At 66.9% G+C, this 26,377-nt stretch carries 25 protein-coding genes; 17 read left to right on the top strand and 8 right to left on the bottom strand.

The window, feature by feature from the left end; genetic code table 11:
- The first annotated feature begins 182 nt into the window (after positions 1-182).
- Positions 183-1,628: a purine-cytosine permease family protein gene (locus ACR65J_RS18260; RefSeq protein ID WP_440171717.1), complete on the top strand. Its 1,446-nt coding sequence runs from the start codon at positions 183-185 to the stop codon at positions 1,626-1,628.
- A gap of 90 nt (positions 1,629-1,718) precedes the next feature.
- Here the strand turns inward: ACR65J_RS18260 and ACR65J_RS18255 are convergent, their stop codons facing one another.
- Positions 1,719-2,213 (bottom strand): DUF4190 domain-containing protein, encoded by a 495-nt coding sequence (locus tag ACR65J_RS18255; protein WP_440171715.1) that lies wholly within the window; start codon positions 2,211-2,213, stop codon positions 1,719-1,721.
- Between the two features lie 34 nt (positions 2,214-2,247).
- Positions 2,248-2,844 carry a LysE/ArgO family amino acid transporter gene (locus tag ACR65J_RS18250; RefSeq protein ID WP_440171713.1) on the bottom strand — a complete coding sequence of 199 codons (597 nt, stop codon included), beginning with the start codon at positions 2,842-2,844 and terminating at the stop codon, positions 2,248-2,250.
- Positions 2,845-2,915: 71 nt separating this feature from the next.
- Here ACR65J_RS18250 and ACR65J_RS18245 point away from each other — a divergent pair, with 71 nt between their 5' ends.
- Positions 2,916-3,842, top strand: coding sequence for a LysR family transcriptional regulator ArgP (locus ACR65J_RS18245; RefSeq protein WP_440171711.1), 927 nt, complete (start codon positions 2,916-2,918; stop codon positions 3,840-3,842).
- Here ACR65J_RS18245 and ACR65J_RS18240 read toward each other — a convergent pair.
- Positions 3,802-4,758, bottom strand: a complete 957-nt coding sequence (locus tag ACR65J_RS18240; protein ID WP_440171709.1) for a nuclease-related domain-containing protein — start codon at positions 4,756-4,758, stop codon at positions 3,802-3,804. The two genes, ACR65J_RS18245 and ACR65J_RS18240, sit on opposite strands and share 41 nt — an antisense overlap.
- Before the next feature lie 240 nt (positions 4,759-4,998).
- On the opposite strand from ACR65J_RS18240, the gene pgm reads away from it, so the two are divergent.
- The gene (pgm, locus tag ACR65J_RS18235; RefSeq protein ID WP_440171707.1) at positions 4,999-6,651 is read left to right on the top strand and encodes a phosphoglucomutase (alpha-D-glucose-1,6-bisphosphate-dependent); all 1,653 of its coding nucleotides are present in this window, start codon (positions 4,999-5,001) and stop codon (positions 6,649-6,651) included.
- On the opposite strand, the gene ACR65J_RS18230 is transcribed toward pgm, so the two are convergent.
- Both ACR65J_RS18230 and ACR65J_RS18225 read right to left on the bottom strand, forming a co-directional pair.
- Positions 6,648-7,175, bottom strand: a complete 528-nt coding sequence (locus ACR65J_RS18230) for a hypothetical protein (RefSeq protein WP_440171803.1) — start codon at positions 7,173-7,175, stop codon at positions 6,648-6,650. The genes pgm and ACR65J_RS18230 overlap by 4 nt on opposite strands.
- Before the next feature lie 193 nt (positions 7,176-7,368).
- Entirely contained in the window at positions 7,369-7,974 is a 606-nt protein-coding gene (locus ACR65J_RS18225; RefSeq protein ID WP_440171705.1) for a malonic semialdehyde reductase, read from the bottom strand.
- Positions 7,975-8,174: 200 nt separating this feature from the next.
- On the opposite strand from ACR65J_RS18225, the gene ACR65J_RS18220 reads away from it, so the two are divergent.
- Positions 8,175-9,527 (top strand): uracil-xanthine permease family protein, encoded by a 1,353-nt coding sequence (locus ACR65J_RS18220; RefSeq protein WP_440171703.1) that lies wholly within the window; start codon positions 8,175-8,177, stop codon positions 9,525-9,527.
- 5 nt (positions 9,528-9,532) lie between these two features.
- Here ACR65J_RS18220 and ACR65J_RS18215 read toward each other — a convergent pair whose 3' ends face one another.
- Both ACR65J_RS18215 and ACR65J_RS18210 read right to left on the bottom strand, forming a co-directional pair.
- Positions 9,533-10,465 carry an SGNH/GDSL hydrolase family protein gene (locus ACR65J_RS18215; protein WP_440171701.1) on the bottom strand — a complete coding sequence of 311 codons (933 nt, stop codon included), beginning with the start codon at positions 10,463-10,465 and terminating at the stop codon, positions 9,533-9,535.
- Entirely contained in the window at positions 10,462-11,346 is an 885-nt protein-coding gene (locus ACR65J_RS18210; protein WP_440171699.1) for a GAF domain-containing protein, read from the bottom strand. Before ACR65J_RS18210 ends, ACR65J_RS18215 begins: the two co-directional genes overlap by 4 nt.
- A 276-nt stretch (positions 11,347-11,622) precedes the next feature.
- Here ACR65J_RS18210 and treS point away from each other — a divergent pair, with 276 nt between their 5' ends.
- Positions 11,623-13,902: a maltose alpha-D-glucosyltransferase gene (treS, locus tag ACR65J_RS18205; RefSeq protein WP_440171697.1), complete on the top strand. Its 2,280-nt coding sequence runs from the start codon at positions 11,623-11,625 to the stop codon at positions 13,900-13,902.
- A gap of 36 nt (positions 13,903-13,938) precedes the next feature.
- On the opposite strand, the gene ACR65J_RS18200 is transcribed toward treS, so the two are convergent.
- Positions 13,939-15,156, bottom strand: coding sequence for an ROK family transcriptional regulator (locus ACR65J_RS18200; protein ID WP_440171695.1), 1,218 nt, complete (start codon positions 15,154-15,156; stop codon positions 13,939-13,941).
- Between the two features lie 196 nt (positions 15,157-15,352).
- On the opposite strand from ACR65J_RS18200, the gene ACR65J_RS18195 reads away from it, so the two are divergent.
- From ACR65J_RS18195 to ACR65J_RS18140, 12 genes are all read left to right on the top strand, one after another.
- The gene (locus ACR65J_RS18195) at positions 15,353-16,444 is read left to right on the top strand and encodes a Gfo/Idh/MocA family protein (RefSeq protein WP_440171693.1); all 1,092 of its coding nucleotides are present in this window, start codon (positions 15,353-15,355) and stop codon (positions 16,442-16,444) included.
- On the top strand, positions 16,441-17,262 hold the full coding sequence (locus ACR65J_RS18190) for a hypothetical protein (RefSeq protein WP_440171691.1): 822 nt from the start codon (positions 16,441-16,443) through the stop codon (positions 17,260-17,262). The genes ACR65J_RS18195 and ACR65J_RS18190 overlap by 4 nt, the downstream gene beginning before the upstream one ends.
- A gap of 127 nt (positions 17,263-17,389) precedes the next feature.
- Complete coding sequence (locus tag ACR65J_RS18185; protein ID WP_440171689.1) at positions 17,390-18,718, top strand: ABC transporter substrate-binding protein; 1,329 nt, start codon at positions 17,390-17,392, stop codon at positions 18,716-18,718.
- A gap of 13 nt (positions 18,719-18,731) precedes the next feature.
- Complete coding sequence (locus ACR65J_RS18180) at positions 18,732-19,694, top strand: carbohydrate ABC transporter permease (RefSeq protein ID WP_440171687.1); 963 nt, start codon at positions 18,732-18,734, stop codon at positions 19,692-19,694.
- Entirely contained in the window at positions 19,694-20,584 is an 891-nt protein-coding gene (locus tag ACR65J_RS18175; protein WP_440171685.1) for a carbohydrate ABC transporter permease, read from the top strand. The genes ACR65J_RS18180 and ACR65J_RS18175 overlap by 1 nt, the downstream gene beginning before the upstream one ends.
- A 42-nt stretch (positions 20,585-20,626) precedes the next feature.
- Positions 20,627-21,379 (top strand): sugar phosphate isomerase/epimerase family protein, encoded by a 753-nt coding sequence (locus ACR65J_RS18170; protein ID WP_440171683.1) that lies wholly within the window; start codon positions 20,627-20,629, stop codon positions 21,377-21,379.
- Positions 21,376-22,503: a Gfo/Idh/MocA family protein gene (locus ACR65J_RS18165; protein ID WP_440171682.1), complete on the top strand. Its 1,128-nt coding sequence runs from the start codon at positions 21,376-21,378 to the stop codon at positions 22,501-22,503. Before ACR65J_RS18170 ends, ACR65J_RS18165 begins: the two co-directional genes overlap by 4 nt.
- Positions 22,504-22,549: 46 nt before the next feature.
- Complete coding sequence (locus ACR65J_RS18160; protein ID WP_440171680.1) at positions 22,550-23,740, top strand: Gfo/Idh/MocA family protein; 1,191 nt, start codon at positions 22,550-22,552, stop codon at positions 23,738-23,740.
- Positions 23,741-23,792: 52 nt separating this feature from the next.
- Positions 23,793-24,794 (top strand): sugar phosphate isomerase/epimerase family protein, encoded by a 1,002-nt coding sequence (locus tag ACR65J_RS18155; RefSeq protein ID WP_440171678.1) that lies wholly within the window; start codon positions 23,793-23,795, stop codon positions 24,792-24,794.
- A gap of 90 nt (positions 24,795-24,884) precedes the next feature.
- Positions 24,885-25,415: a TolB family protein gene (locus ACR65J_RS18150; protein ID WP_440171676.1), complete on the top strand. Its 531-nt coding sequence runs from the start codon at positions 24,885-24,887 to the stop codon at positions 25,413-25,415.
- Positions 25,416-25,426: 11 nt separating this feature from the next.
- Positions 25,427-25,690: a hypothetical protein gene (locus tag ACR65J_RS18145; RefSeq protein WP_440171674.1), complete on the top strand. Its 264-nt coding sequence runs from the start codon at positions 25,427-25,429 to the stop codon at positions 25,688-25,690.
- Positions 25,691-25,720: 30 nt separating this feature from the next.
- Complete coding sequence (locus ACR65J_RS18140; protein ID WP_440171672.1) at positions 25,721-26,374, top strand: LysE family translocator; 654 nt, start codon at positions 25,721-25,723, stop codon at positions 26,372-26,374.
- Positions 26,375-26,377 lie beyond the last annotated feature (3 nt).

Genomic DNA, 26,377 nt, shown 5'->3' with positions numbered 1-26,377 from the left:
TCCCCGCCGCACGGACAACTCCCCCTGCCACGCGCAGGGGAACAGTCCATCCCGAGGGGACTTTTGAGCGCGACACGGCGGCCTGTCTGGTTTCCCGGACACCCGCGCCGCAATCGCGGTGTTGCCTGGGCCCTAAACCCGATGTGATGGACCTTACGTTTTCATCACTGAGGAGTTTGGCCATGGCCGGAGGCAGTACCGCCGTAGAGGCACGATCGATCGACATGATTCCGCGGGGCGAGCGCCACGGCCACCCCCGGAGCCAGTTCACCCTGTGGTTCGGTGCCAATGCGCAAATCACCGCCATCGTGGACGGCGCCCTGGCGGTGGTGTTCGGGGCTGACGCCTTCTGGGCCATCGTTGGCCTGCTGGTGGGAAACGTGCTGGGCGGCGCCGTCATGGCCCTCCACTCCGCCCAGGGGCCTAAGCTGGGGCTGCCCCAGATGATCTCCAGCCGCGCCCAGTTCGGCGTCTACGGGGCCGTGATCCCGCTGGCGCTGGTCATCCTGATGTACGTAGGGTTCGCCTCCACGGGCACCGTGCTCTCGGGGCAGGCCATCAACCTCATGCTGGGAGTGGACACGCCCGCCGTCGGAATCCTCATTTTCGGTGCCGCCACTGCCCTGCTGGCCATCCTGGGCTACAAGTACATCCACGCGCTGGGCCGCATCGCCACAGTGCTGGGCCTGGCCGGCTTCCTCTACCTGACAGTCGCCGTCGTCACCAAGTTCGATGTCACCCAGGTGATGATGGTCAGAGGCTTCGAGGGGCCCACCTTCCTCACCGCCGTTGCCCTGGGCGCCGGCTGGCAGCTGACGTTCGGCCCATACGTTGCCGACTACTCCCGCTACCTTCCCGCGGACACCTCGGAGCGGAAAACCTTTTGGTACACCTTCGCCGGCTCCGTGGGCGGCGCCCAGTGGGCCATGACCTTGGGCGCCCTGGCCGGCGGCCTGTCTGCCGCCAAGCTCGGCGGGGACTTCCTGAAGAACCAGGTGGGCTACATGGGCGACCTCGCCGGCGGCGGCCTGATCGCCGTCTGCATCTACCTGATGATCGTCACGGGCAAGCTGACGGTGAACTGCCTCAACGCCTACGGTGCCTTCATGTGCGGCGTGACCATCAGTACCGCCGTCAACCGCCGCGACACTGTCTCCAAAGCCGTTCGGATCGCGTTCATCGTGGCGGTAATCGCCGCCAGCGTCCTCGTCGCGCTGTTCGCCAGCAAGGACTTCCTGAACCTCTTCAAGAACTTCGTGCTCCTGCTGCTCATGGTCTTCACGCCCTGGTCCGTGATCAACCTCGTTGACTACTACAAGATTTCACGCGACCGGTTGGACATCCCGGCCCTCTACAACCCGGACGGCCGTTACGGCCGCTGGAACGCTGCCGCCCTGGTCTCCTATGGAATCGGCGTCGTCATCCAGATCCCGTTCCTGGCGCAGGCGCTCTACACCGGCCCCGTCACCAAACTGCTGGGCGGCGCGGACATTTCCTGGCTCGTGGGGATCGTTGCGACCCTGGCCATCTACTACCCCTGGGCCAAGGCAACCAACCGTGCCCCGGCGGAGTCCATCTACCCGGAGAGCCCCATTGCCGTACCGGCCGCCGCGGCGGCGCAGGGGTAAAGCGGGCCGTTTCGGCGAGTACGACGGCGGTCCGGGCACAGGTGCCCGGACCGCCTTTGTCGCTTGTCCGGTTCCGCGGGGTTGGCGGGATCAGAAGGTGCCGGTATTCGAACCGGCGGTGCCGGCGACGGCCACGCCAATGATGAACAGCAGCCAGAGCGCCCCGTAACCCAGCAGGCAGAGGTAGCCCAGCACCAGGCCGGTAATGGACATCCCCTTGCCCGAGGGCTCGCGCCGGAGGGCCAGATGCCCGGTGATGATGGCGGCGAACTGGGGCAGCAACAGCCAGCCCATGATCACCGAGGCGATGCCGCAGACCATGCTGGCGATGCTCAGGGTCTTCGGCTCCATGGTCCTCCCGTAGTAGGACGGCGGCCCGAAGTACTGGGGCTGGTTGTATGGGGCCTGGTTATAAGGGGACTGGCCGTACTGCGGCTGGTTGTACTGGTCCTTGTTGTACTGGGGCTGGCCGTAGCCTGCCCCTTGCCCGTACTGGGCCGGCGGCTGGTACCCCGGCCACGGCGAGCCGCCGTGCTGGTTTTCGGGACGCTGGTAGTCCGGTCCCTGGGATGGCTGGTTGCTCATGGTTTCTCCCCTGTAAATCTGGCTACAGCCTACTTCAGTGCAGAACCAGCCGGACGGCCAGGATCACCATCAGGACGCCGATTGACGCGTCGATCCACCGCCACGTCCGGGGACTGCTCAGCACTCCTGCGAGCGCCCTTGCCCCATAGCCCAGGATTGAAAACCACAGGATGCTTCCGGCCACGGCGCCGGCGGCAAAAGTCCAGCGAAGGTCGGGTCCCTGCTGGTTGGCAAGGCTGCCCAGCAGCACCACCGTGTCCAGGTAGACATGGGGGTTGAGGAATGTCAGGGCCGCCGTGGTGGCGATCACGGAGTTCTTCGACCGGGGCGCCTGCTCCGCCAGCGCGGAAGGCCTTGCCGCAGCCAGGAAGGACCGTACCGCGAACCACAGCAGGTAGGCGGCTCCCGCCCAACGAAGGACTTCCAGCACTTCGGGGAACCGGGTGATCAGCGCCCCGATACCCGCCGTCCCCGTCAGGATCAGCAGGGCATCGCCGGCCATGCAGACAGCCACCACGGCACCGATGTGCTCCTGGCGGATCCCCTGGCGCAGCACGAAGGCATTCTGCGCCCCGATCGCCACGATCAGCGCCAGCCCGGTGAGCATGCCCGTAATTCCTGCGGTCAACATGGCAACGACCGTAGGACGCCGGCCTACATGTAGGCAAATAACAGATTCGTCGCGTTCCTTAGAATATCTTCATGAACCTGGAGCACCTGAAAGCCCTCGTCGCGGTGATAGACGAAGGAACGTTTGAGGCGGCCGCTGACCTGCTGCGGATAACGCCGTCGGCGGTGAGCCAGCGCATCAAGGCGCTGGAAACGTCAGTGGGCCGGGTGCTGGTGCGCCGGCGGCTGCCCTGTACTGCTACGGACGCCGGCGCACTGCTGCTGCGGATGGCCCGCCAGGTCCAGGTCCTGGAGGCGGAGACGTCGGCAGCACTGGGAGTCGGGTCATCCTCGCGGGCCCATCTGCCGGTGGCGGTGAACGCGGATTCGCTGGCCACCTGGTTTATTCCGGTGCTGCACCGGGCCGCCGGCTGGGAGGACTCTGCCCTGGACCTCCACGTGGAGGACCAGGGCTACAGCAGCCAGCTGCTCCGCGACGGAGCGGTGATGGGCGCAGTGACCTCCGACCCCGTCCCGGTCAGCGGGTGCCGCGTGGAGTTGCTCGGGTCCATGCGTTACATCCCGGTGGCCACACCTGGGCTGCGCCGCCGCTTCTCCACGTCCGGCAGCGTGGACTGGGCAGCAATGCCGGTCCTGAAATTCAATCTAAAGGACACCCTGCAGCAGCAGCTGCTCGCCGCGAAGAGCGTGCCGCAGCTTCCGCCCACCCATACCGTCCCTTCTTCCCAGGGGTTCCTCGCAGCCGTCAAGGCCGGGCTGGGCTGGGGCATGGTTCCGCAGCTTCAACTGACCGGCGAGCTGGCCGACGGCGCACTGGTCCCGCTGGAGGAGGATGCCCACCAGGACGTCGCTCTCTACTGGCAGGCCTGGGCCCTCGATTCGGACCGGCTCACCCGGATCGGCGCCGCAGTCCGCCGAGCCGCCGGGGACCAGCTGCGGGCCGGGGACGGCAGGGAGGCTACCGGGCCAAGTAGGGCAGGATATAGACGGCGAAAATAACGAAGGCCGCCAGCAGTGCCAGCTTTCCTCCGCTGGTACTGCCGTGCTGCTGTGCTTTGGTGTTCCGGCTGTGGCGCCCCGGCCCGGCCGGCCCCGCTGACCGCTTTTTTGCCGGCAGTCCAGCCGGTCCGCCCGCCCGCTGGCCGGCCTGTGTTTCCCGTGGCGGAAGGGCCCGTCCAGCGGGGTGCCGCGATACGCTGCGGGCCCTGGCAGCCTCGTCCCCGGAACCGGTCTTACCGCCCTGGGGCGCCGCGGGGCCGGCCGGGGGCAGTGCTCCCGCGGGACGCACCACCGTCCCCGGACGCACGTTGCGCAAGGCCGTAATGCCGGGTTCCTGCTCGTGCGTGAGCTGCCGGCCCAGATCCTCGTACAGCCCCACGACCGCCTGTTGGTCGAGCACTGCCGGGAGCGCCTCGATGGCCCCGACCAGCCGTTGGGAACCCGCGACGGCGACGTCCGAGTCGGTTATCCCGAAAAGGTCCGGCTGCGCCGCCATGCAGATGAGCGGACGGACCAGGCGGCGGTGCGGCGGAGGCAGCACCGAGGCAACGGCAGCGCACTGGGCCAGGGCACCTTCCACTGCCTGGGTCCGCGCGTAGCGGCCCTGCCACAGCACCCCGGAAGCCACCCGCACCTCGCCGGTCCAGTCCTTCGAATCCACTACCACCACGCCACCCGGGCCCACTAGGACGTGGTCCAGGTTCGCCTTGGGGCGCCCCGGCCAGTGGACATCGTGGAGCACGTACCAGCCGCGGGGAACCAGTTCGCTGAGCTTGTCGGCCACTATCCGCTCCCCTACAGCGCCGGCGTCCCACGCCCTGGTGGAGTGTTCGGCCTGGTCCAGCCGGCGCTTCAACCGTGCAACGCGCTCGGCAGCATGCCTGGACTGCTCCGCTGCCCCGTCTCCTGCCCCCATTGGACGTCCCCGTTTCCTTGCCGGACAGGACGGCGGCGGCAGGCCGCCGTCGTCCGTTCCACTCGGTTGTTTCGTGGAATTTTCTTGAAATTAGCAGGGTGCGGAAGGGCCGGTATATAGGTACTTTTGCCGCCGTGTACTCAGGTTGACTACTTGGTTTTGCCGCGTCATGCCAGGTCACAGCGTCCGGATTCTGGGCGGGTCGTGTTGACTCCCGCCAGCTTCTGGCATGCTGGAGCCATGGCTAGCCGCGCGGGTACAGTTGCCCAACCCCAGGACCTTGTTGACATCACTGCGCTCCTTGACGCGTATTACGACATCGCGCCGGACCTGGGTGATCCCGGCCAGCGCGTGGTGTTCGGCACGTCAGGGCACCGGGGGTCCAGCCTCAAGGCCTCGTTCAACGAGCCGCACATCGTGGCGATCACCCAGGCCATCGTGGAATACCGGGCGGCGCAGGGCGTCACCGGGCCGCTGTTCCTGGCCAAGGACACCCACGCGCTGAGCGAGCCGGCCCAGAACTCCGCCCTCGAGGTCCTTGCCGCCAACGGCGTCCAGGTGCTGGTCGACGCCCGCCACGGCTACACCCCCACCCCGGCCCTGAGCCACGCCATCCTCACGTACAACCGGAAGGCCGCGCCGGGAGCCCCGCAGGCCGACGGCATCGTGGTGACGCCCAGCCACAACCCGCCGGCCGACGGCGGCTTCAAGTACAACCCCCCGCACGGCGGGCCGGCTGACTCGGACGCCACAGGCTGGATCGCCAACCGCGCCAATGAGCTGCTGGAAAACGGGCTGCGCGGCGTGAAGCGGATTCCGCTGGCGGACGCCCAGGCAGCGGACACCACCGGCAAGTTCGACTTCCTCTCCAGCTATGTGGACGATCTTCCGTCCGTCCTGAACCTGGACGCCATCCGCGACGCCGGCGTCCGGATCGGCGCCGACCCCATGGGCGGCGCCTCCGTGGACTACTGGGGCGAGATTGCCGAGCGCCACCACTTGAACCTCACCGTGGTGAACCCCACGGTGGACCCGCAGTGGGCCTTCATGACGCTGGACTGGGACGAGAAGATCCGCATGGACTGCTCGTCGCCGTCGGCCATGGCATCGCTGATTCAGCGCATGTCTGCCGGCGGATCCTCCTTCGATATCGCCACCGGCAATGACGCCGACGCCGACCGCCACGGCATCGTCACGCCCGACGGCGGGCTGATGAACCCGAACCACTACCTCGCCGTGGCCATCGACTACCTGTACCGCAACCGCAGCGGCTGGAACCCCGCCTCCGTGGTGGGCAAGACCCTGGTGTCCTCCTCCATCATCGACCGGGTGGCCGAAAGCCTGGGCCGCAAGCTCGTGGAGGTCCCCGTGGGCTTCAAGTGGTTTGTGCCGGGCCTGCTTTCCGGGGAAGGTGCGTTCGGCGGCGAGGAATCCGCCGGCGCCTCCTTCAACAAGCTGGACGGCAGCGTGTGGACCACGGACAAGGACGGCATCCTGCTGGCCCTGCTGGCGTCCGAAATCACCGCCGTTACGGGCAAGTCCCCGTCCCAGCTGTACAAGGGCCTGACTGACCAGTTCGGCGCCCCGGTCTACGCTCGGATCGACGCCGCCGCAACGCGGGAGCAGAAGGCGAAGCTGGGCAAGCTATCCGCCTCCGACGTGACCGCCACGTCGCTGGCAGGCGAAGAGATCACCGCCAAGCTCACCGAGGCGCCGGGCAACGGCGCAGCCATCGGCGGGCTGAAGGTGGTTACCGAGAATGCCTGGTTCGCGGCCCGACCGTCCGGCACCGAGGACGTGTACAAGATCTACGCCGAGTCCTTCAAGGGCGAGGAGCACCTGAAGCAGGTGCAGGCCGAGGCCAAGGCGCTGGTGGACAGCGTCATCGCCTAGCTCTCCCCTTCGCGGCGCCACAGCCGGAGGACGCGCCTGATGGCGTGGTCGCCGTCGGGAGCCATATCCACCAGGGCGACGCGGTCAAGCACGACGGCGTCGCCCGGGTGGAGGCGCTTGCCACCGTGGTGCGAGACGTGGGGTCGGTACCCGGCGAGGGTGTGGGCGGGCGTAAGTATCCTGCCGCCCAGGCTGTCGACGGCGGCAACGAGCTGTTCGTGCAGGGCCTGCAGGTCCGGCTGGGGCAGGATGAGGTTGACCGGCACCGAGCCGTTGCGGCCGAAGGCGGCATCCTCCCCCACTGCCAGCGCGGCCCCCAGCGCCGCGGCCGCCGGCGCGTCAGCGAGCCCAGCGATGCGTTCGGCGACGTCCGCGCTGTCCTGGGTGTTTGTGGTGGCGACAGCGCCGGCGTCGAACTTCACGTCAAACCTCAGCAGCGTGATGTGCAGCGGCCAGTCCGTCCGCGGGAAAACCTGACCCTCGGCCACGGGCTCGACGAAGGCCACGAAGATCAGGTTGCGCATCGGCATGCCCCAGTCTCCCACTCCCCCTCAGACGCCACATCACATCCTGCCCTTAAACGCCCAACGCCCCATCACCTCCCGCCCCTAAAACCGCACGCGCCATCAGGAGGTGATGGCGCGTGTGGGGTAAAGGCGTTAAAGGTGATGGCGCGTTGGAAAAAGGGGGGGGCAGGACGTGATGGGGCGTCCTGGGTTAGATGGTGCGGACAGCCTCGCCGTAGGAGTACTTCGGCTTTGCATCTCCCCAGGCCTCCTCGCCGGGCTGGCCGATGTTGACCACCAGGAAGCTCTTCTGGTCGCCGGCGGGGAAGAAGGCAGCGTCGATCGCGGCGAAGTCGGCGCCGGTCATGGGGCCGGCGGCGAAACCGAGGGAGCGGACAGCCAGGATGAAGTAGCCGGCCTGCAGGTGGGCATTGTTGTTGCCCGTGGCGGCGGCAAGGGCCGGGTCGGCGTCGTACATGGCTTTGGGGGCGTTGTAACCGGGGAGGAAATTGTCCCACTTGCCGGCCCAGTCGGTGTCGTAGCTGAGGATGGCCACGAGCGGCGCGGAGGCCGTCTTGGCCTGGTTGCCGCGGGACAGGGCATCGACCAGGGTGGCGCGGGCCTCGGGAGAGCGGACGTACGTGACGCGCAGCGGCTGGGAGTTGAATGCGGTGGGGCCGAATTTGGTGAGCTCGTAGATGGCCTGGGCCTGCTCGTCCGTCACCTCGCCGGTGAAGGAGTTGGCGGTGCGGGCCTGGGCGAAGATGGCGTCCACGGCTGCCGAATCGATAACCGCTTCTTCGTGGGCAATGGTCATTGGCTTCCCTTTCGCTGCGCCGCCCTCGTGCCGGGGTGGCCTCTGTTGCTTTCCATAGTTGCAACTTCAAGTGCTTTCCCCCTCTTCCCGTGACGGCCCGTGACGTTGGCCACAGCAGGCCGGCGGGAATTACTTGGCGGTATTCTGGACCGAGTTGATCTTCGCCCGTTCGCGGCACCCCCTGAAAGGCATTCCTTCCCATGAGCATGCTCGGAATCAAATGGAAGCTGCACGGCACCGGCAAAACCATCAAGCCCGGCCAGGTGGTGGCCCCCGATGAGCGCCTGGCGTGGCCCCTGACCATTGGCGTGGGCATGCAGCACGTGGTGGCCATGTTCGGAGCCACCTTCCTGGTTCCCATCATCACCGGGATGCCGCCGGCCACCACCCTGTTCTTCTCGGGCATCGGGACGCTGCTGTTCCTGGTGATCACCAAGGGCCGGGTGCCCAGCTACCTGGGCTCAAGCTTTGCGTTCATCGCACCCATCACCGCCTCGCAGGCGCAATTCGGGATCCCCGGCGCCCTGGGCGGCGTAGTCCTCGCGGGTGCCACCCTTGCCCTTGTGGGTGCTGTGGTGCAGAAGTTCGGCGCCGGCTGGATCAACCGGCTCATGCCGCCCATCGTCACGGGTGCCATCGTGGCGCTGATCGGCCTCAACCTGGCCCCCGCCGCAAAGCAAAACTTCGACGCGGCGCCCATCACCGCCGTCATCACCCTGGCCACCATCATCCTGGTCAGCGTCCTGTTCCGCGGAATCCTGGGCCGGCTGAGCATCCTGGTGGGCGTGGTGGTGGGCTACCTGGTGGCCATGCTCCGCGGCGAGGTGAAGTACGACAAGATGGACGCCGCAGCCTGGATCGGCCTTCCGCACTTCCAAACCCCCGAATTCCACATCGGCGTCCTGGGCCTGTTCGTCCCCGTGGTCCTGGTGCTGGTGGCGGAGAACATCGGCCATGTGAAGTCCGTTGCCGCCATGACGGGCCAGAACCTCGACGGCGTCTCCGGACGTGCGCTGATGGCGGACGGTGCCGCTACCGTCCTGGCCGGCTTCGGCGGCGGCTCCGGCACCACCACTTACGCGGAAAACATCGGCGTCATGGCTGCCACCAAGGTGTATTCGACGGCGGCCTACTGGGTTGCCGGCATGTTCGCCATCCTGCTCAGCTTCTCGCCGAAGTTCGGCGAACTGATTGCCACCGTCCCGGCAGGCGTGCTGGGCGGCGCCGCCACCATGCTGTACGGCATGATCGGCATCCTCGGCGTGAAGATCTGGGTTCAGAGCAAGGTGAACTTCTCCAACCCCGTCAACCTGACCACTGCGGCCGTCGCCCTGATCATCGGCATCGCCGACTACACCTGGACCATCGGAGACCTGAAGTTCACCGGCATCGCCCTTGGTTCCGCTGCCGCGCTGGTGATCTACCACGGCATGAAGGCCATCGCGAAGGCCCGTGGAACGGTGGCCGAACCCGAAACGGAGCAGGGCGGCCTGCCTCCTGCGGTCAAGTCGGCACTGAACGCAGCGTCGAAGCGTTCCCCCAAAAAGCGCTAAACCCCTCAGGCCACCCTGTCCGCCGGTACCCCGGGGACCGCAGCCGGCTGCACACCGGAGGCACCGCCGGCAGCAGGCGCCTGGCGGGCGGGGTGGCCCGGCGGGAATGGTCCCGGGCGGCCGAAGCCAAACACGGGCGCCGGCTGGGGCCGCTTCGCCGCAAGGTCGTCGCCGGCGTGGTGGGGAAGCAGCCGCTTGAGCACCCACGGCACAAAGTACTGCCGCGCCCACACCAGGTCCTCAGCCCGGGCCTGCGTCCACCCATGGGCCGGAAGCGGCCGCGGCTGGAGCGGCTTGAGGGTGTGCGCTACCCCCAGGGCGTTGAGGGTTGCCACGGCCACGGAGTGATGGCCCAGCGGGGACAGGTGCAGCCGGTCCGGGTCCCACATCAGTGCGTGCTGAAGCTCAGGCAGGCACCACAGGTCCACCATGATGGCGTGGTGCCGCGCGCCGATCCTGTGCAGGTGCTCGTTATAGATCGCCACGCGTCCGCGGATCTTGCCAAAGACAGGAGTATCGCCCCAGTCCGGACCTGCGTAGAGCAGCACCGTGGCACCGGTGGCGGACAGGATACCGACGGCCTCGTCGATCTTTTCCGCCAGCTTGTCCGGGTCGCCGTGGCGGAACACGATGTCGTTACCGCCGCCGGACATGGCGATAAGGTCGGGTTTCAGTGCCAGGGCCGGCTCCAGCTGCACGTCGAGGATCTGCTTCAGAAGGAAACCCCGGATCGCCAGGTTGGCGTAGGCGAAGTCCGGCTGGCTGTCGGCGAGTTCCTCGGCCACCCGGTCAGCCCAGCCGCGGAGGCCGCCCAGGCTGTTCGGTTCGGGGTCGCCAATTCCTTCTGTGTAGGAGTCCCCCAAGGCAACGAACCGGTGCCAGGGGTGTCTGTCCGGTCCTTCGACGACGGAGCTCAGCTCCTGCTTCTCGATGGTCATGCCGTCCTTCCTTCCGCCGCCGGCGGGGGTTCCTTCCCCGCCGCAGCTTCCTTCCGGGGCGACTTTCCGGTTGGAAAGTCCCGCCCCGTCGCCGACGGGCGCGGAAGCTCCGCCACGCCGTCGAACGTTTCCTGCCGCCGCCCTGGAACCTGCCCGCCCCCGCGGTCCACGCCGCCGGGGGCCACAACATACAGTGCCGCGTCCCTCAGGTCCAGTTCGTGGTGCAGCGCCTGCGTCTGCAGGAACCGCAGTGCACCCTCGCGGGTGAGTCCGTATTCGTTCATGAGGCTGCGCACCGCCAGGTCCACCAGGACCAGCGAGCTTTGGACGACGGCGAGACCGGCTGTTGCTTCCGCGCGCTCCGCAGTGCGGACTACGACGCGCAGGGCCCGCGACACCTGGCGTACATAGCTTTGGCTCTGCACCAGGTCATCGCTGGTGAAGGCATGCGGGGACGCTGCGTAGAGGGTGATGGCAGCGCTCGTGGCGCCTTCGGTAAGGATGGGGACGGAAAGCAGGGACTGCACGCCATGGCCGGCCGCGGCGCTGGAATAGCCGGGCCAGCGCCGGTCCCGGCCCAGGTCGGACAGCAGGACGAATTCCCCGGTGCGAACGGCGTCCATGACCGGCCCGTCGGCAAACGAGCACTGTTCGCGGTCGGCCTCGCGCGCCTGCTCCGTACTGGCCGCGAGGGTGCGTGCCTTGCCCAGGCGAAAGAGGGTGGCCGCCCAGCCGATGCCGCGGCGCTCACCTGTGATACCCGTCATGAAGTCGCGGGTGACCTCCCAGAGGTAGTCTTCGACGTCCTTGCTGTCGAATACCGGCTCCGGGGTAACTGGAAGCGGTCCCCAGCCAACCTGCCCCGTGGGATCAGCGGCCATGCTCCAGCCCTGCTATCAGCGCTTCGGCCCACTGCAAAACCTTTGCTCTAAGAATACGACCCGTGGACGCGTTGGTGGGGGAAACGGGCAAAACAGGGGGGATTCGCGGGCTTAGGGAGGAGCGGCGCGCCGGCGTCCCTTCCGCAGGCTCCGCTGCGCAGTAGCATCGGGAGGGGGAACACCGAATACTCCCTGCTCGCTTGGGTACCTGACCTTGGGCAAGGGGTCTTGGAGCATCCATGCCAGCACGGAAACGAGCAACGGAAAGAGGAGCTTATGCGGGAGCCGGGCACCAGCGAGCGTACTTCAGAAGCGGATGCAGCCGCCGCGGGCAATGCGGAAGTGGAAGAGGGCGCTGCGGAGCCGACACCGGACCTGGAGGTTACTTTCGACGAGCAGTTCTTCGCTGCCCGGCCCAAGGCACTTCGGCCCATCGCGCGCCGGCGGCAGTTCGTGGGCAGCAGGCCGTCCTTCGAATTCGATGGGCGGAACGCCGCGTATGTGGAGTGGCTGCGCAACCAGGCCATGCTCGGGGATGCGAATACGCTGGCACGGCAGCTGTCCGGCCAGGCCAGCATGTGGCAGAACTCGTATGCCCATCCCAACCCGCGGGCCGCCGTCGAACGCGCCTCCGTATGGTTTACCGCCTACCCGTTGTCCTTCATCACCCGGACCGGCCAGTCCTTCCTCTCCGCCTTGGGCGACCCCGAGATGTGGAAGGCTTTCCGCGAAATCGGTATCCGAGGGATCCACACCGGACCCGTGAAGCTCGCCGGCGGCATCAGCGGCTGGTCCCACACGCCCAGCGTTGATGGCCACTTTGACCGCATCAGTATGGCGATTGATCCGGTCTTCGGCACCGAAGAAGAGTTCCGCAGCATGTGCGAGGTCGCGGCTGAGCACGAGGGCACGGTGATCGATGACATCGTGCCCGGCCACACCGGCAAGGGTGCAGACTTCCGCCTGGCCGAGATGAACTTCCGGGACTACCCCGGGATCTACCACATGGTGGACATCCCGGAAGAGGACTGGAACCTGCTCCCGGACGTCCCGGAGGGTGCGGACTCGGTCAACCTCAGCCCCGACTCCGAACAGGCCCTGCAGAAGGCCGGCTACATCATCGGCCGCCTGCAGCGGGTCATCTTCTACGAGCCCGGGGTCAAGGAGACGAACTGGAGCGCCACGCGGCCCATCGTGGACACCACGGGCAAGACCCGCCGCTGGGTCTACCTGCACTACTTCAAGGCCGGCCAGCCCTCCATCAACTGGCTTGACCCCACGTTCGCCGGCATGCGCCTGGTGGTGGGCGATGCCCTGCACTCCCTGGTGGACCTGGGCACAGGAGCGCTCCGGCTGGACGCCAACGGCTTCCTGGGCGTCGAGAAGAGCGCCGAGGAGCAGCCCGGATGGTCCGAGGGGCACCCGCTGTCCGAGGCCGCCAACCAGCTCATCGGCTCCATGATCCGCAAAGTGGGCGGGTTCTCCTTCCAGGAGCTGAACCTGACCATCGATGACATCAAGGCAACTTCGGAGGCCGGGCCGGACCTTTCCTACGACTTCATCACCCGGCCGGCCTACCACTACTCCCTCGTGACGGCCGATACCGAGTTCCTGCGGCTGACCCTCCGCCTGTCCATGGAAATCGGGGTGGACCAGGCCTCGCTGGTGCACGCGTTGCAGAACCATGACGAACTCACCTACGAGCTGCTGCACTTCGCTGCCGGACACCGGGACGAGATGTTCGAGCTCAACGGTGAGGAACTCACCGGCGCCCAACTGGCCGAGAATGTGCAGCAGACCCTGCGGGACCAGCTCACCGGGGAGAATGCGCCGTACAACGCCGTGTTCACCACCAACGGCATTGCCTGCACTACTGTCAGCTTCATCATGGCGGCCCTGGGAATCAAGGACCCGGCCACAGTAACCCCGGAGCAGGAGGCGCAGATCCGGGACGTCCACCTGCTCCTGGCCATGTACAACGCGCTCCAGCCCGGCGTCTTTGCCCTTTCCGGCTGGGACCTGACCGGCATCATGGCCCTGGACCGCAGCAGCGTCCGCGAACTCACGTCCCAGGGCGATACGCGCTGGATCAACCGGGGCGCGCACGACCTCATGGGGACCAGCCCGGACGCCACCAGCTCCTCGGCCGGGATGCCGCGGGCCCGCAGCCTGTACGGATCACTGCCGGACCAGTTGCAGGACCAGGACTCCTTCGCCCGCCGCCTCCAGCGGATCCTCGCCGTCCGGGAAGAAAACGGGATCGCCACGGGCACCCTGCTGGACGTGCCCGAGGTCTCCAACCGCGCCGCGCTGGTGCTGGTCAACCGACTGAAAGACGGGGCCCTGCAGGTCACCGCGCTGAACTTCTCCGGGCAGGACATCGCCGGCAGCATCCAGTCCAATGAACTGCCGTCCGGCGCCAATGTCCAGGACCTGTTCAGCGGCGAAACCGTGGGGCAGGTGGATGACCTGCACAGCTTCTTCCTGGAGCTGCCCGCCTATGGCGGAACCGCGCTGCTCTTGACTGAGGCCCCGGAGCCCGAAGCGGAGGCGTAAGGCTGATCGCCAGGTGGCGCCGGGGATCCTCCGGCGTCACCCGGCGATGGCGCTGGCCAGGGTGGCTTCGATGACGGCGGGCGAGAGCACGTACTGGGTGACCAGCTGGCTTGCCCCCAGCACGGCAGCCTGGCTTCCGGCGCGGGAGACGCTGATGCGCAGGTGTGAGGTGGCCAGCGGGGGGGAGCGCCGGTACACCACTTCGCGGATGCCGGCCACCACGTGCTCCCCCGTCTCACCAAAGCTGCCGCCCACCACAATCACGGACGGATTGAGCAGGTTGACCACGGTGGCCAGGACCTCACCGATGTCCCGGCCGGCCTGGCGCAGCGCCTGGATCGCCTGCAGGTTGCCGTCGGCGGCGAGCCGGAGCACGTCAGCGCCCTTGGCCACGTCCAGTCCCTGGTCCTGGAGGGAACGCACGACGGCGGGACCGGACGCCAGCGCTTCCAGGCACCCGTAGTTTCCACAGGCACACAGGACCTCCGTGCCCCGGGCCACCTGGACATGCCCGAGGTCGCCTGCCGTGCCGTTGGCGCCGCGTTGAAGTTCCCCGTTGCTGATGATGCCGGAGCCGATGCCGGTGGCCACCTTCACGAAGAAGAAGTTGTTGTGCTCGGGCCAATGGGCGGACTGCTCCCCCAGGGCCATGATGTTGACGTCGTTGTCCACCAGCACGTGGACGGGCAGGGACCGCTGGACGTAGCTGACCACGTCGAACCCATCCCAGCCGGGCATGATGGGAGGCTTTACGGGCTTGCCCGTGTCATGTTCCACGGGCCCGGGCAGGCCAATGCCGATCCCGGCAAGTTCTGTGACGCTCCGGCCGGCCGAGGCCAGCAGCTCCCTGCCCTGCGCAACCACCTGGTCCAGCACGGCCTCCGGTCCGGCTGCCACCTGCTGCGCCAGCCGGTGCTCGGCGAGGATCTTCCCGCCGAGGTCCGTGACCGCGACGATGACGTGGGTGGCCCCCACGTCCACGGCCAGCACCAGCCGGGCGGACGGGTTGAAGGCAAAGCGCGACGGCGGCCTGCCGCCGCTGGAGAGCGCCTCCCCGGCCGGGCCCACCAGGCCCGAGAGCATGAGGGCGTCGATCCGCGAGGCGACCGTGGAGCGGGCCAGCCCCGTGCTCAGGGCGAGCTCGGCCCGCGTGCGGGCCTTACCGTCACGCAGCAACTGGAAAAGGTCCCCTGCCCGCGACAGGCTGCCGACGTCGGAGTCTTTTCCGGCCTGCCTGCCGGTCGTTGAAGTCATGCACTAAGTCATAACACTGTTACTTAGTGCTGTCACCACAGCAGAAGAATGGCGCGCAACAGACAGCTTTTGCTTGACGCGCGTCAAAAGTCGCTCTAGGTTGTGATTCAAGGCACATCTGCAGTTCCGATGGCAGCCATCCGTCGCGGTGATGGCTCCGATCTTCCAGAGTCCGCTTACAAAGAGGTAATTGAACTTGTCCCACTTCACAGCGCCAGCCGACCGGCCCATCGGCGTCGGCATCCTCGGCGCCGGACCCGTCACCCAGGCCATCCACCTCCCTGCACTGGCCCGCCTCCAGGACATTCTGGAAGTACGCCACATCATGGACGTGGATCCCGCTGTGGCCTCCTCAGTGGCGGCGCGTGTTGGTGCCGCATCCAGCACCAGCATGGAGGCCCTCCTTGGCGATCCTGGGGTGGACATCGTCGCGATCTGCAGCCCACACCAGTTCCACGCCGACCAGGTCATTGCCGCCTGCCGGGCCGGTAAGAAAGCAGTCCTCTGCGAGAAGCCCTTCGCCATGAACGGCGACGAGGCGGCCAGGATCGCGGACGTCAGCGCCGCGACCGGCGTGCCGATCGTAGTAGGCGCGATGCACACCTTCGACCCAGGCTGGCTCGCTGCGGAACAGAACTGGGGCAAACTTCCCGAGCAGGTGCACACCATCCGCTCCTCCATCGTGCTCCCGCCGAACGCCCGCTTCGAGGACTTCGCCACCGAGATCATCACCCGCCCGGCCGCCGGGACGCACGATTACTCGGATATCGATGTCGTCAAGGCCATGATGCAGGGCGGAATCATGGGCCTGGCCATCCACGACCTGCCGCTGGTGCGCCGCTTCACCCCGGACTTCGGCGAGATCGAGGTCCTCCAGGCGCGGCACGTCCGGCCGTTCGGGTACTCCGTCTCGCTACGAACCCCCACCCGCGTCATCGAACTGCGTGCCGTAATGAACAGCACCTGGAAGCCCGAGTGGACCTTCGAGGCCATCGGCGATGATTCCGCGCTCCGAATCGACTTCACGCCGTCCTACGTCCAGGCCGGCTCCGCCGTCGCCACCTTCTCCCGGGACAGCGAGACCAGCACCTTCGGCCCGTACGGCCACAACGGCTACGAAGGTGAGTGGCGCGAACTGGCTGAACTGGCCCGCGGAACGCGCCAGGCGCCATCCGCCCAGGCCCTGATCGACGACCTCACTTTCGCCCTGGCCATCTCCGAGGCCACCGTGCAGAACGTTGCCGCAGGACACGCTGCTTCTGCGGAAAGGGCAGGAGCCACAGCATGAGCGCGTACACAGTGACAGCAACGCCCCAGGCCGAAGAGGCAGGCGCAGTAGCCCTGGCGGTAGCCTCCCTGCCGGCAACGTTCGGCCCTGCGTCGGAGGACCTGGCAGCCGACGTTGCCGTTATTGCAGGCGAAGCAGGCTGGACCACGGAAGCCGCCCGGGCCGTCGAAGCAGGTTCCCGCGGCATCCTGGTAGTGGATCCCGTCCCCGAGGAGGCCACGCAGCTGGCGGCGGCCACACAGGCCGCCGGGGCCGCCGTCGTCCTCGATCTCCACTGGGCATCCAACCCCGCACTCGTCAGCGAAAGCGGCGATCCCGACGCCCGCGATGCCGTACGCAGCGCCCTGGGCACGGCGTCGTTGATGGACAGCGTTGCCACGGCAGCGCCGGGCACGGACCTGCAACGGCTCCTGGCCCGGCACCTCGCCGCAGTGCTGGCCGTCAGCGGACCGCTCCACGGTGTCGGCATCCTCCGCAGCGGCACCACCGGATACACCGTCACCGGCAGGCTGGCCAACGGCTCCCCGTTCACCGCCCAGGGCGTGCTCACGGCAGCCCGCCGGTCCGGCGTCGACATCCATCTCTACACGGCCGACGGCGGGGTGGACGTCCGCGTTCCGGATCCCGACGCGGCGTGGCCCGCCGACGTCAGGGTCACCGGGGCCCACGGCGAACTTTTGCTTCCCACCCTGTACGAATCCGCCCACCGGGCGGCGTGGCGGCGGCTGAAGAACCATCTCAGCGCCGGCACCCTCCCGGACGATCTGGCCGGGTTTGCCCGGCTGACCGACCTTTACGCAACCCTCGCTGCCACGTAACCAGCCCACCGATACGCAACCGAACAAGCAGTCCCAAAGCACAGTCCAGTCCCACCTCCACTCTCAACGATGAGCAGGACCGCACCAACGGCGCACAGCGCAAGACGGTCCCGAAAGGACACACATCATGAACGCAACTCCCGAACAGAGCCGCTCCTTCTCACGGCGCGGTTTCCTGGGCCTGACGGCTGCCGCAGCCTCCGTACCCCTGCTCGCTGCCTGCGGCGGCGGCTCGGCGTCACAGGGAGGCGGCGGGGGCGGGGCCGGCGGGACCGTGAAGTTCTGGGATATGCCGTGGGCAACGCCCGCCTACAACGACGCCGCCAAGGGCATCGCCGAAGGCTTCTCCGGTGCGAACGGCAGCAAGGCGTCCTACCAGATCATCCAGTGGGCCAACTTCTACCAGACCTTCTCCTCTGCCATTGCCTCAAAGACGGGCCCGGCTGTGTCCACGGGCGGTGGCTTCCAGGCATTCCAGTTCGAGCAGCAGGGCCAGATCGCCTACGCGGACAAGGTGATCGAGAAGCTGAAGGCCAACGGCCAGTTCGACGACTTCCTGCCCGGCGTGCTGGATCCGTTCAAGTCCAGCAAGGGCTACGTGGCCGTCCCGTGGCAGTTGGATATGCGCGTCTTCTGGTACCGCAAGTCCCTGTTCGAGAAGGCAAACGTTGCCCTGCCCACTGACTGGCCGTCCCTGCTTGAGGCGGGCAAGGCCCTGAAGAAGGTGGGTGCATTCGGCTTCACCACCGGCGCAGGCACGGGCAACAACTACGCCAACCACTCCATGATCATGATGATGGTCAACAACGGCGGCGGCGTCTGGAACAAGGACGGCGAGCTGGACCTGCTCAACGACCGCAACGTCGAGGCCATGGAATTCGTCCTGGAGCTGGTGTCCAACGGCATCGTCGATCCGGCCGCCGTCAGCTACACCACGGACAACATGTCGGCCCAGTGGAAGGACGGCAAGGCAGGCTACGGCCTCTTCCAGGTGAACGTCCCGCAGCGCGTGGGCGATACCTCCGGCGACCTGCTGGTGGCGGATCCCATCACCGGCCCGCACGGGGACAAGGCCACCATCGTGTTCCCGAACAACATCATGATGTACACCAACACCCCGTCGCAGGAAGCCTCGGAGGAGTTCCTGGTGTACTACCTGGGCCAGCTCAAGCAGCTGTGGCAGAAGAAGCTGATGTCCGCCCTCCCGGTCTTCAAGTCCATCACCGAGATCCCGGAGTTCGCCAACGATCCCAACAACGTCAAGATCGTCAAGGACTGGCAGCCCATCGCCAAGACGTTCGCTGCCCAGGGCAACACTTTGAACGCCAACCTGGCCGCCCTTGACGGTGGACAGGCCCTGAACCAGTTCAGCCAGACCATCATCACCGGGAAGTCGGATGCCAAGACCGCACTGCAGGCCTTCCAGTCCGGCCTCGAATCGGTCCTGAAGAAGTAGAACGGCACCGGCCATGTCCAGCACCACCGCACAGTCCGGCCTGTCCAGGGCCCGCCGGGGACTTGCCCCCGGCGGGTCCGGGGCCGCCCCCGGCAAACGCAAGAGCAAGCTATCGGCACAGGCAACCAGGACCTTCTTCTGGCTCCTGCTTCCCTCCGTGGTCCTGCTTGTCCTGATCCACGGCTACCCGCTGATCTATGCCGCCGTCCAGGCAACGCATGACGGCAACCTGCTCCAGACCGGCAATTTCGTGGGCGCGCAGAACTTTGCCACGGTCCTTGGCTCGCCCGCGTTCTGGAAAGCTGCCCAGTTCACGCTGTGGTTCACCATCGTGGGCGTCTTCGGGTCCTGGCTCGTGGGCCTGGGCCTCGCCCTGCTCCTGCGCACCAAGATCCCGGCCGGCAACACCTTCAAGGTCCTGCTCCTCCTGCCCTGGGTGGTGCCCATCGTGGTGTCCTCCACCGCCTGGAACTGGCTGGTGGCAACCCCGGACAGCCTGATCCCGTCCCTGTTCCGGGGCCTGGGCATGGGTACGCCGCTTTTCCTGGCGGATCCCACCCTGGCCTCCGTAACGGTGATGGTATTCAAGGTCTGGGTCAGCTTCCCCTTCATGATGATGATGATCTCCGCCGCCCTGGCCTCCGTGGACAGCACCGTCTACGAAGCAGCCAGCATGGACGGCGCCAGCCGCTGGCAGCAGTTCAGCCAGATCACCCTTCCGCTGATTGCACGGTCCACGTACATCAGCTGGATCCTGATGACCATCTTCTGCGTGAACGACTTCCCCACCATCTACCTGCTCACCGGCGGCGGGCCCGTCAGTGCCACCACCTCCCTGGTGGTCCTGGCCTACCGGACCGTATTCCAGGACTTCGCCACCGGCCCCGGCGTGGCCATCGCCTTCCTCATGACCATGACCCTGGTGGTCATCTCAGTCATCCTGTACCGCCAGATCCGAAAGTCGAGCGTCGAATAATGAGCGCAGTCCTTCACGCCCACGCAGAATCCGGCCCCGCGCTCGGCGTCGACACCGGCAAGCGACGCAGGGTCCTCTCCGAAGCGGGCCAGCGCGGCCGCTGGTGGCGGTTCACCGCGATCCTCATCATCACCGCGATCGTGCTGATTCCCATCATGGTCACCGTGGTGCTCGCCTTCACCCCGGGCCCCAACAGCACCGCCACCGGCCTGACGTTCGAGAACCTCAGCGGCGTCTTCTCCAAGACCCTGGCCGCCACCTGGCTGAAGAACAGCCTGGTCACCACCCTCTCCACCGTGGTGGTCTCCGTGGCCGTGGCAGCCCCGGCCGGCTACGTGCTCTCCCGCGGCCGCAGCAAGGCAGTCTCCGGGTACTCCCTGCTGCTGTTCGTCATGCAGTCCCTGCCCATCATCACCTCCGTGGTGCCGCTGTTCATCCTGTTCGCCGGCATGGGCCTGGTGGACAACCTCCTGGGCCTGACCATCATCTACGTGGGCTCCACCATGACCGTGGCCACCTGGATGATGGCCGCGTACTTCGACTCCATCCCCATCAGCCTTGAGGAAGCATCCTGGATCGACGGGTGCTCGGTCTTCGGCTCCTTCACCAAGGTGGTCCTCCGGAACTCCCTTCCCGGCGTGCTCTCCACCGCGATCTTCGCCTTCCTCCTGGCCTGGAACGACTACCTCGTGGCCATCGTGTTCCTGCGTTCGAACGAAATCTTCACCCTTCCCATGGGCGTGCAGTCCTTCTTCCAGCAGAACGCCACGGACTGGACATCCGTCATGGCCCTGGCCGTGGTCATGATGCTCCCGCCCGTCATCGTCTTCGCCACGCTGAACAAATACTTCAGCGTCGGCGGCATCGGCGGCTCCCTCGCCGGCCGCTGACACAAGCCCACAACGACCCACCACAGAACGTTAAGGAAAACCATGTCCTACTCACTCCAGCTCTACACCCTGCGCAACGCAATCGCCGAGGACCTTCCAGGCACCATCCGGAAGGTTGCAGAGATCGGTTACACCCAGGTTGAGCCCTACAACTTCGTGGCCACCGCCAAGGAACTCGGCGCCGCCCTGAAGGAAAACGGCCTCACCGCACCGTCGGGCCACGCGCCGCTGCTGAGCCAGGACCAGGACGAGATCTTCGCCGCGGCCAAGGAACTGGGCATCACCACGGTCATCGATCCGTTCCTGCCTGCCGAGCACTGGCAGAAGGCCGAGGACATCCAGTCCACCGCGGAGAAACTCAATGCCGCCGCAAAGAAGGGCGCGGAGTACGGCATCCGGGTTGGCTACCACAACCACGCCTGGGAACTGGAGTCCACCATCGAGGGACGCACCGCGCTGGAGTACTTCGAGTCCCTGCTGGATCCGGAACTGGTCCTGGAAGTGGACACCTACTGGGTGGCCGTCGGCGGCCAGGACCCCATCGATATCCTCGCCAAGCTCGGTGACCGCGTGAAGTTCATCCACATCAAGGACGGCCCCCTGACCAGGGACAACAAGGCACAGCAGCCGGCCGGACAGGGCAAGGTCCCGGTCCTTGACGTCATCGCAGCCGCGAAGTCCCTCGAGGTGGGCGTGGTGGAGTTTGACGACTACGACGGCGACATCTTCGAGGGCATCGCCCAGAGCCTTGCCTTCCTGGAGACCAACACCGCAGCCGAAGGAGCCAACGCATGAGCACCCCCGCAGGCAAGCCGGCCCGCAGCGGCCCGGTAGGCGTAGGCGTCATTGGCGCCGGCGTGATCAGCAAGCAGTACCTGGACAACCTCACGGCGTTCCCGGACCTCAAGGTCCACGTCATCGCCGACCTGTTCGAGGACGCCGCCGAAGCCCGCGCCAAGGAATACGGCATCCCCGAATGGGGCGGGGTGGACAAGGCCCTGGACCACCCGGACGTCGAAATCATCGTCAACCTCACCATCCCCGCCGCGCACGTGGAGGTGGCCACAGCAGCCGTCAACGCCGGCAAGCACGTCTGGACCGAAAAGCCCTTCTCCCTGGACCGCGAATCCGGGCTCGGCCTGCTCAAGACCGCCGACGCCGCCGGCATCCGCCTGGGCTGCGCACCGGACACCTTCCTCGGCGCCGGGATCCAGACCGCCCTGCGCCTGATCCAGCGCGGCGACATCGGCACTCCCCTGACGGCCATGACCACGTTCCAGACCCCTGGCCCGGAATCCTGGCACCCGAACCCGGCCTTCCTCTTCCAGCACGGCGCCGGCCCGCTGTTCGACATGGGCCCGTACTACCTGACCACCCTGGTCCAGGCCTTCGGCTCCATCCGCAAGGTAGCCGCCGTCGGCTCCAAATCCAAGGACGTGCGCGTCATTGGGTCCGGGCCCAAGGCAGGCGAGGAGTTCACCGTCGAGGTGCCCACCCACGTCTCCGCGATGGCGCAGTTCGAATCCGGCGCCTCCTCGCACAGCGTCTTCTCCTTCGAATCCCCCCGCACCAGGATGGGCTTCGTAGAGATCACCGGAACCGAAGCCACCATCTCACTGCCGGACCCCAACTACTTCACCGGCGACATCAAGCTTTGGCGCGCCGGCGACGAGGACTGGACCACAGTTCCCGCCACCGGACCCGCCAACGGCCGCGGCATGGGTGTCCTGGACATGGCCCGCTCCATCCGCGCCGGCGTCGCGCACCGCGCCACGGGCGAGCTGGCCTACCACGTCCTGGACACCATGGTCTCCATCTCGGAATCAGTCGATTCGGGCACGTTCGTCAACGTCGAGAGTTCGGCCCCGGCATCCCCCGCCCTCCCCGAGGACTGGGCGCCGGAAACCGCAACCATCTAACCCGGCAACACCCGTCCAGCCAGCAGGAAGCACGCAGGAACGCATCATGACCGCACCCGCACACCCGTCAGAATCCCCGGCCTCCCGGGCGGCCTCCCGCCCGGCCTCCCGCCCGCTGGGTGTGGCCGCCATCGGTTACGCCTTCATGGGCAAGGCCCACTCCAACGCGTGGCGGAATGTGGCCAGCTTCTTCGACGTCCCGGCCTTCGAGCAGAAGGTCCTCGTGGGCCGGGACGCCACCGCCGTGGCTGAGGCCGCTGCGAAGTACGGCTGGGCCGAATCAGCCACTGACTGGCGCACCGTGATCGAACGGGATGACATCGACATCGTGGACATCTGCGCGCCGGGCTGGATGCACGCCGAGATCGCCATCGCCGCCCTGGAGGCAGGCAAGCACGTGCTGGTGGAAAAACCCCTCGCCAATACCCTGGCCGAAGCCGAACTCATGACCGCCGCAGCGGCGAAGGCCCGCGCCCGGGGTGTGCAGTCCATGATCGGTTTCAACTACCGCCGCGTGCCCGCCCTGGCCCTCGCGAAAGAACTGATCGCCGAAGACCGGCTGGGCACCGTCCGGCACGTCCGGGCCGCCTACCTGCAGGACTGGCTCGCCGACGCCCAGGCACCCATGACCTGGCGGCTGCGGAAGGAAACCGCCGGGTCCGGTGCCCTCGGCGACATCGCCTCCCACGCCATCGACCAGGTCCTGTTCCTCCTCGGCGGCCAGGTCACCGAAGTCTCCGGCCGGCTCAACACCTTCGTCAGCCAGCGCCCCGGGTCAGAGGGAACCGAGGACGTGACGGTCGACGACGCCGCCTGGGCTACACTGTCCCTCACCTCAGGGGCCATCGCCTCCGTCGAGGTCTCCCGGGTGGCCACCGGCAGGAAGAACAGCCTGCAGATCGAGGTCTACGGCGACAAGGGCAGTCTCCTGTTCGACCTGGAAAACCTCAACGAGCTCGGCTTCCTCGACGCGACACTCCCAGTGCGCGAACAAGGCTTCCGCCGCATCCTGGTCAACGAGCCCGAGCACCCCTACCTCGAAGCGTGGTGGCCGCAGGGCCACATCATCGGCTGGGAACACACCTTCACCCACCAGGTCCGCGACTTCCTCACCGCCATCAAGGACGGGACCCAGCCTTCGCCGTCGTTCGAAGAAGGACTGAACGTCCAATATGTCCTGGACGCCGTGGAGGAATCCGCAGCCAACAAGAGCACCCTCACCGTCGTCCGCCACTAGCGCCGCACACCAGCCGCGCCCGCCAGCCCAGCCTTCAGTCAAGGAGCCCCGCATGCCCCGCCCGTTCACCCTGTTCACCGGCCAGTGGGCCGACCTGCCCTTCGAAGAAGTCGCCAAACTTGCCTCCGGCTGGGGCTACGACGGCCTCGAAATCGCCGTCTCCGGAGACCACCTGGACGCCTGGCGCTGGGACGAACCCGGCTACGTCGACTCCAAACTCGAAATCCTGGACAAATACAACCTCAAGGTCTGGGCCATCTCCAACCACCTCAAGGGCCAGGCCGTCTGCGATGACCCCATCGACTTCCGCCACCAGGCCATCGTCGGGTCCAAGGTCTGGGGTGACGGCGACCCCGAAGGCGTCCGCACCCGCGCCGCCGAGGAAATGAAACACACCGCCCGGCTCGCCAAGGCCCTCGGCGTGGACACCGTCGTCGGCTTCACCGGCTCCGCCATCTGGCAGTACGTCGCCATGTTCCCGCCCGTCCCGGAAAAAGTCATCGACGCCGGCTACCAGGACTTCGCCGACCGCTGGAACCCCATCCTGGACGTCTTCGACGAAAACGGCGTCCGCTTCGCCCATGAAGTCCACCCCTCCGAAATCGCCTACGACTACTGGACCACCGTCCGCACCCTCGAAGCCATCGGCCACCGCGAAGCGTTCGGCCTGAACTGGGACCCCTCGCACATGATGTGGCAGGGCATCGACCCCGTCTCCTTCATCTGGGACTTCAAGGACCGGATCTACCACGTGGACTGCAAGGACACCAAGATCCGCCAAACCGGCCGCAACACCGTCCTGGGTTCCCACCTGCCCTGGGGCGACCCCCGCCGCGGCTGGGATTTCGTCTCCGCAGGCCGCGGCGATGTCCCCTGGGAAGCCTCGTTCCGCGCCCTCGCCGCCGTCGGCTACGACGGCCCCATCAGCGTCGAATGGGAAGACGCCGGCATGGACCGCCTCCACGGCGCCCCCGAAGCCCTCGCAGCACTCAAGAAATACGACTTCCCCGCCTCCCAAACCAGCTTCGACGCCGCCTTCAGCAGCAAGGACTGACCCGTGCGGAGGCTTCGGCCGGGCCAGCGCTGCGAGGTATGGATTGCAGCGGTTCCGGGGAAACCCGAGTTGGCATACTCCACGGAGAATATGCTTCTCGAGGCACCTAACTGGACGTTCGACGGCCAGGCACTCATCCTCAACGGGGATGGCAGGCTCTGGACGTTGAGCCTGGCTGACCGGTCCCTTTCCGAGGTCCCGCTCACCGGCGTCCCGGCCCTTAACAACGACCATGTGCTGGCACCAGACGGTGAGACCATCTTCCTTTCGGCTGACGACGGGCACATCTACCGTGCGCCGCTGGCTGGCGGCCGGGGCACCAGGATCACCGACGACGACGGCTGCTTCCATTTCCTGCATGGCGTCAGTCCCGACGGCGAGCACCTCGCTTATGTCGGGATTGAGGGTGGGGATTTCACGCGGCCGGGCCGCCTGATGACCACGGCGTCCGACGGCGGTGCTGCCGCAACGGTCGACGTCGGACCCGGCCACTGCGACGGGCCGGAGTACAGCCCGGATGGAACCTGGCTGTACCTGAATACCGAATCCTTCACCATGGTTCCCGGACACGCCCAGCTTGGCCGCGTCCGCCCGGCGGCAGTCAGTTCGAGCAGCTCCTGAAGAGCGGCACTGTGGACTGGTTTCCGCATCTCTCCCCCGACGGCCGCCTTGCGAGCTACGTCCGTTTCCCCGCAGGAACCCAAGGCCACCCCGCGGACCTGCCGGTCGACGTCGTCCTTGTCTCCACCAGTGACTGGGCCACGCCGCTGAACACCTGGCCGGTGTTCGGCGGCCAGGGCACCCTTAATGTCAACAGCTGGTCGCCGGATTCGGACCGTTTCGCGTATGTGGCGTACCCGCTGGACGCCTCGGGCGTGCCTGGCAGCGGGAACTGAGGCAGCCGCCGGCCCCTTTATTCTGGAAGGGTGACTCTTACCCAGGCCGTACTTTCATTCGCCGTAGTGGCAGGACTCCTGACACTGGTTCCCGGCATCGACACCGCACTCGTGCTGCGTTCGTCCATCACCAGGTCGCGGGGCTACGCCTTTGCCACCGCCCTGGGCATCAGCACCGGTGCCATGATCTGGGGAGTGGCGGCCGCCGTCGGCGTATCGGCCCTGCTGGCAGCCTCCGAAATTGCCTACCGCGCCCTGACCCTGGCCGGCGCTGCGTACATGGTCTGGCTGGGCGCGTCCCTGCTGTGGAAGAGCCGGGCAAAGGCAGGGGCAGAGGCAACGCCATCCGAAGCGGCCGCGGTCCAGGTGGCCGGGAACGGGCAGTTGGTGCGGGGCTGGGCGACCGGTGCCGGCACCAACCTGCTCAACCCCAAAGTAGGGGTGTTCTATATCGCCACCATCCCGCAGTTCATCCCTGCCGGGACCTCACCGTTGCTGTCGGGTGTGGTGCTGGCCGGTGTGCACTGCCTGCTGACCATGGCCTGGTTCACCCTGCTGATCTTCGGATCGCAGCTCGCCTCGAAGTGGCTTAAGGGTCCCCGCAGCATCAAGGTAGTGGACCGCATCACCGGTACCGTCCTGGTGGGATTCGGACTGAAACTCGCCGCCACACCCGGCCACTAGGGG

This window comes from Arthrobacter sp. SAFR-044, assembly GCF_059414985.1.
Note: the sequence above shows the minus strand (reverse complement) of the source record. Positions and strands in the feature narration are given on the sequence as shown.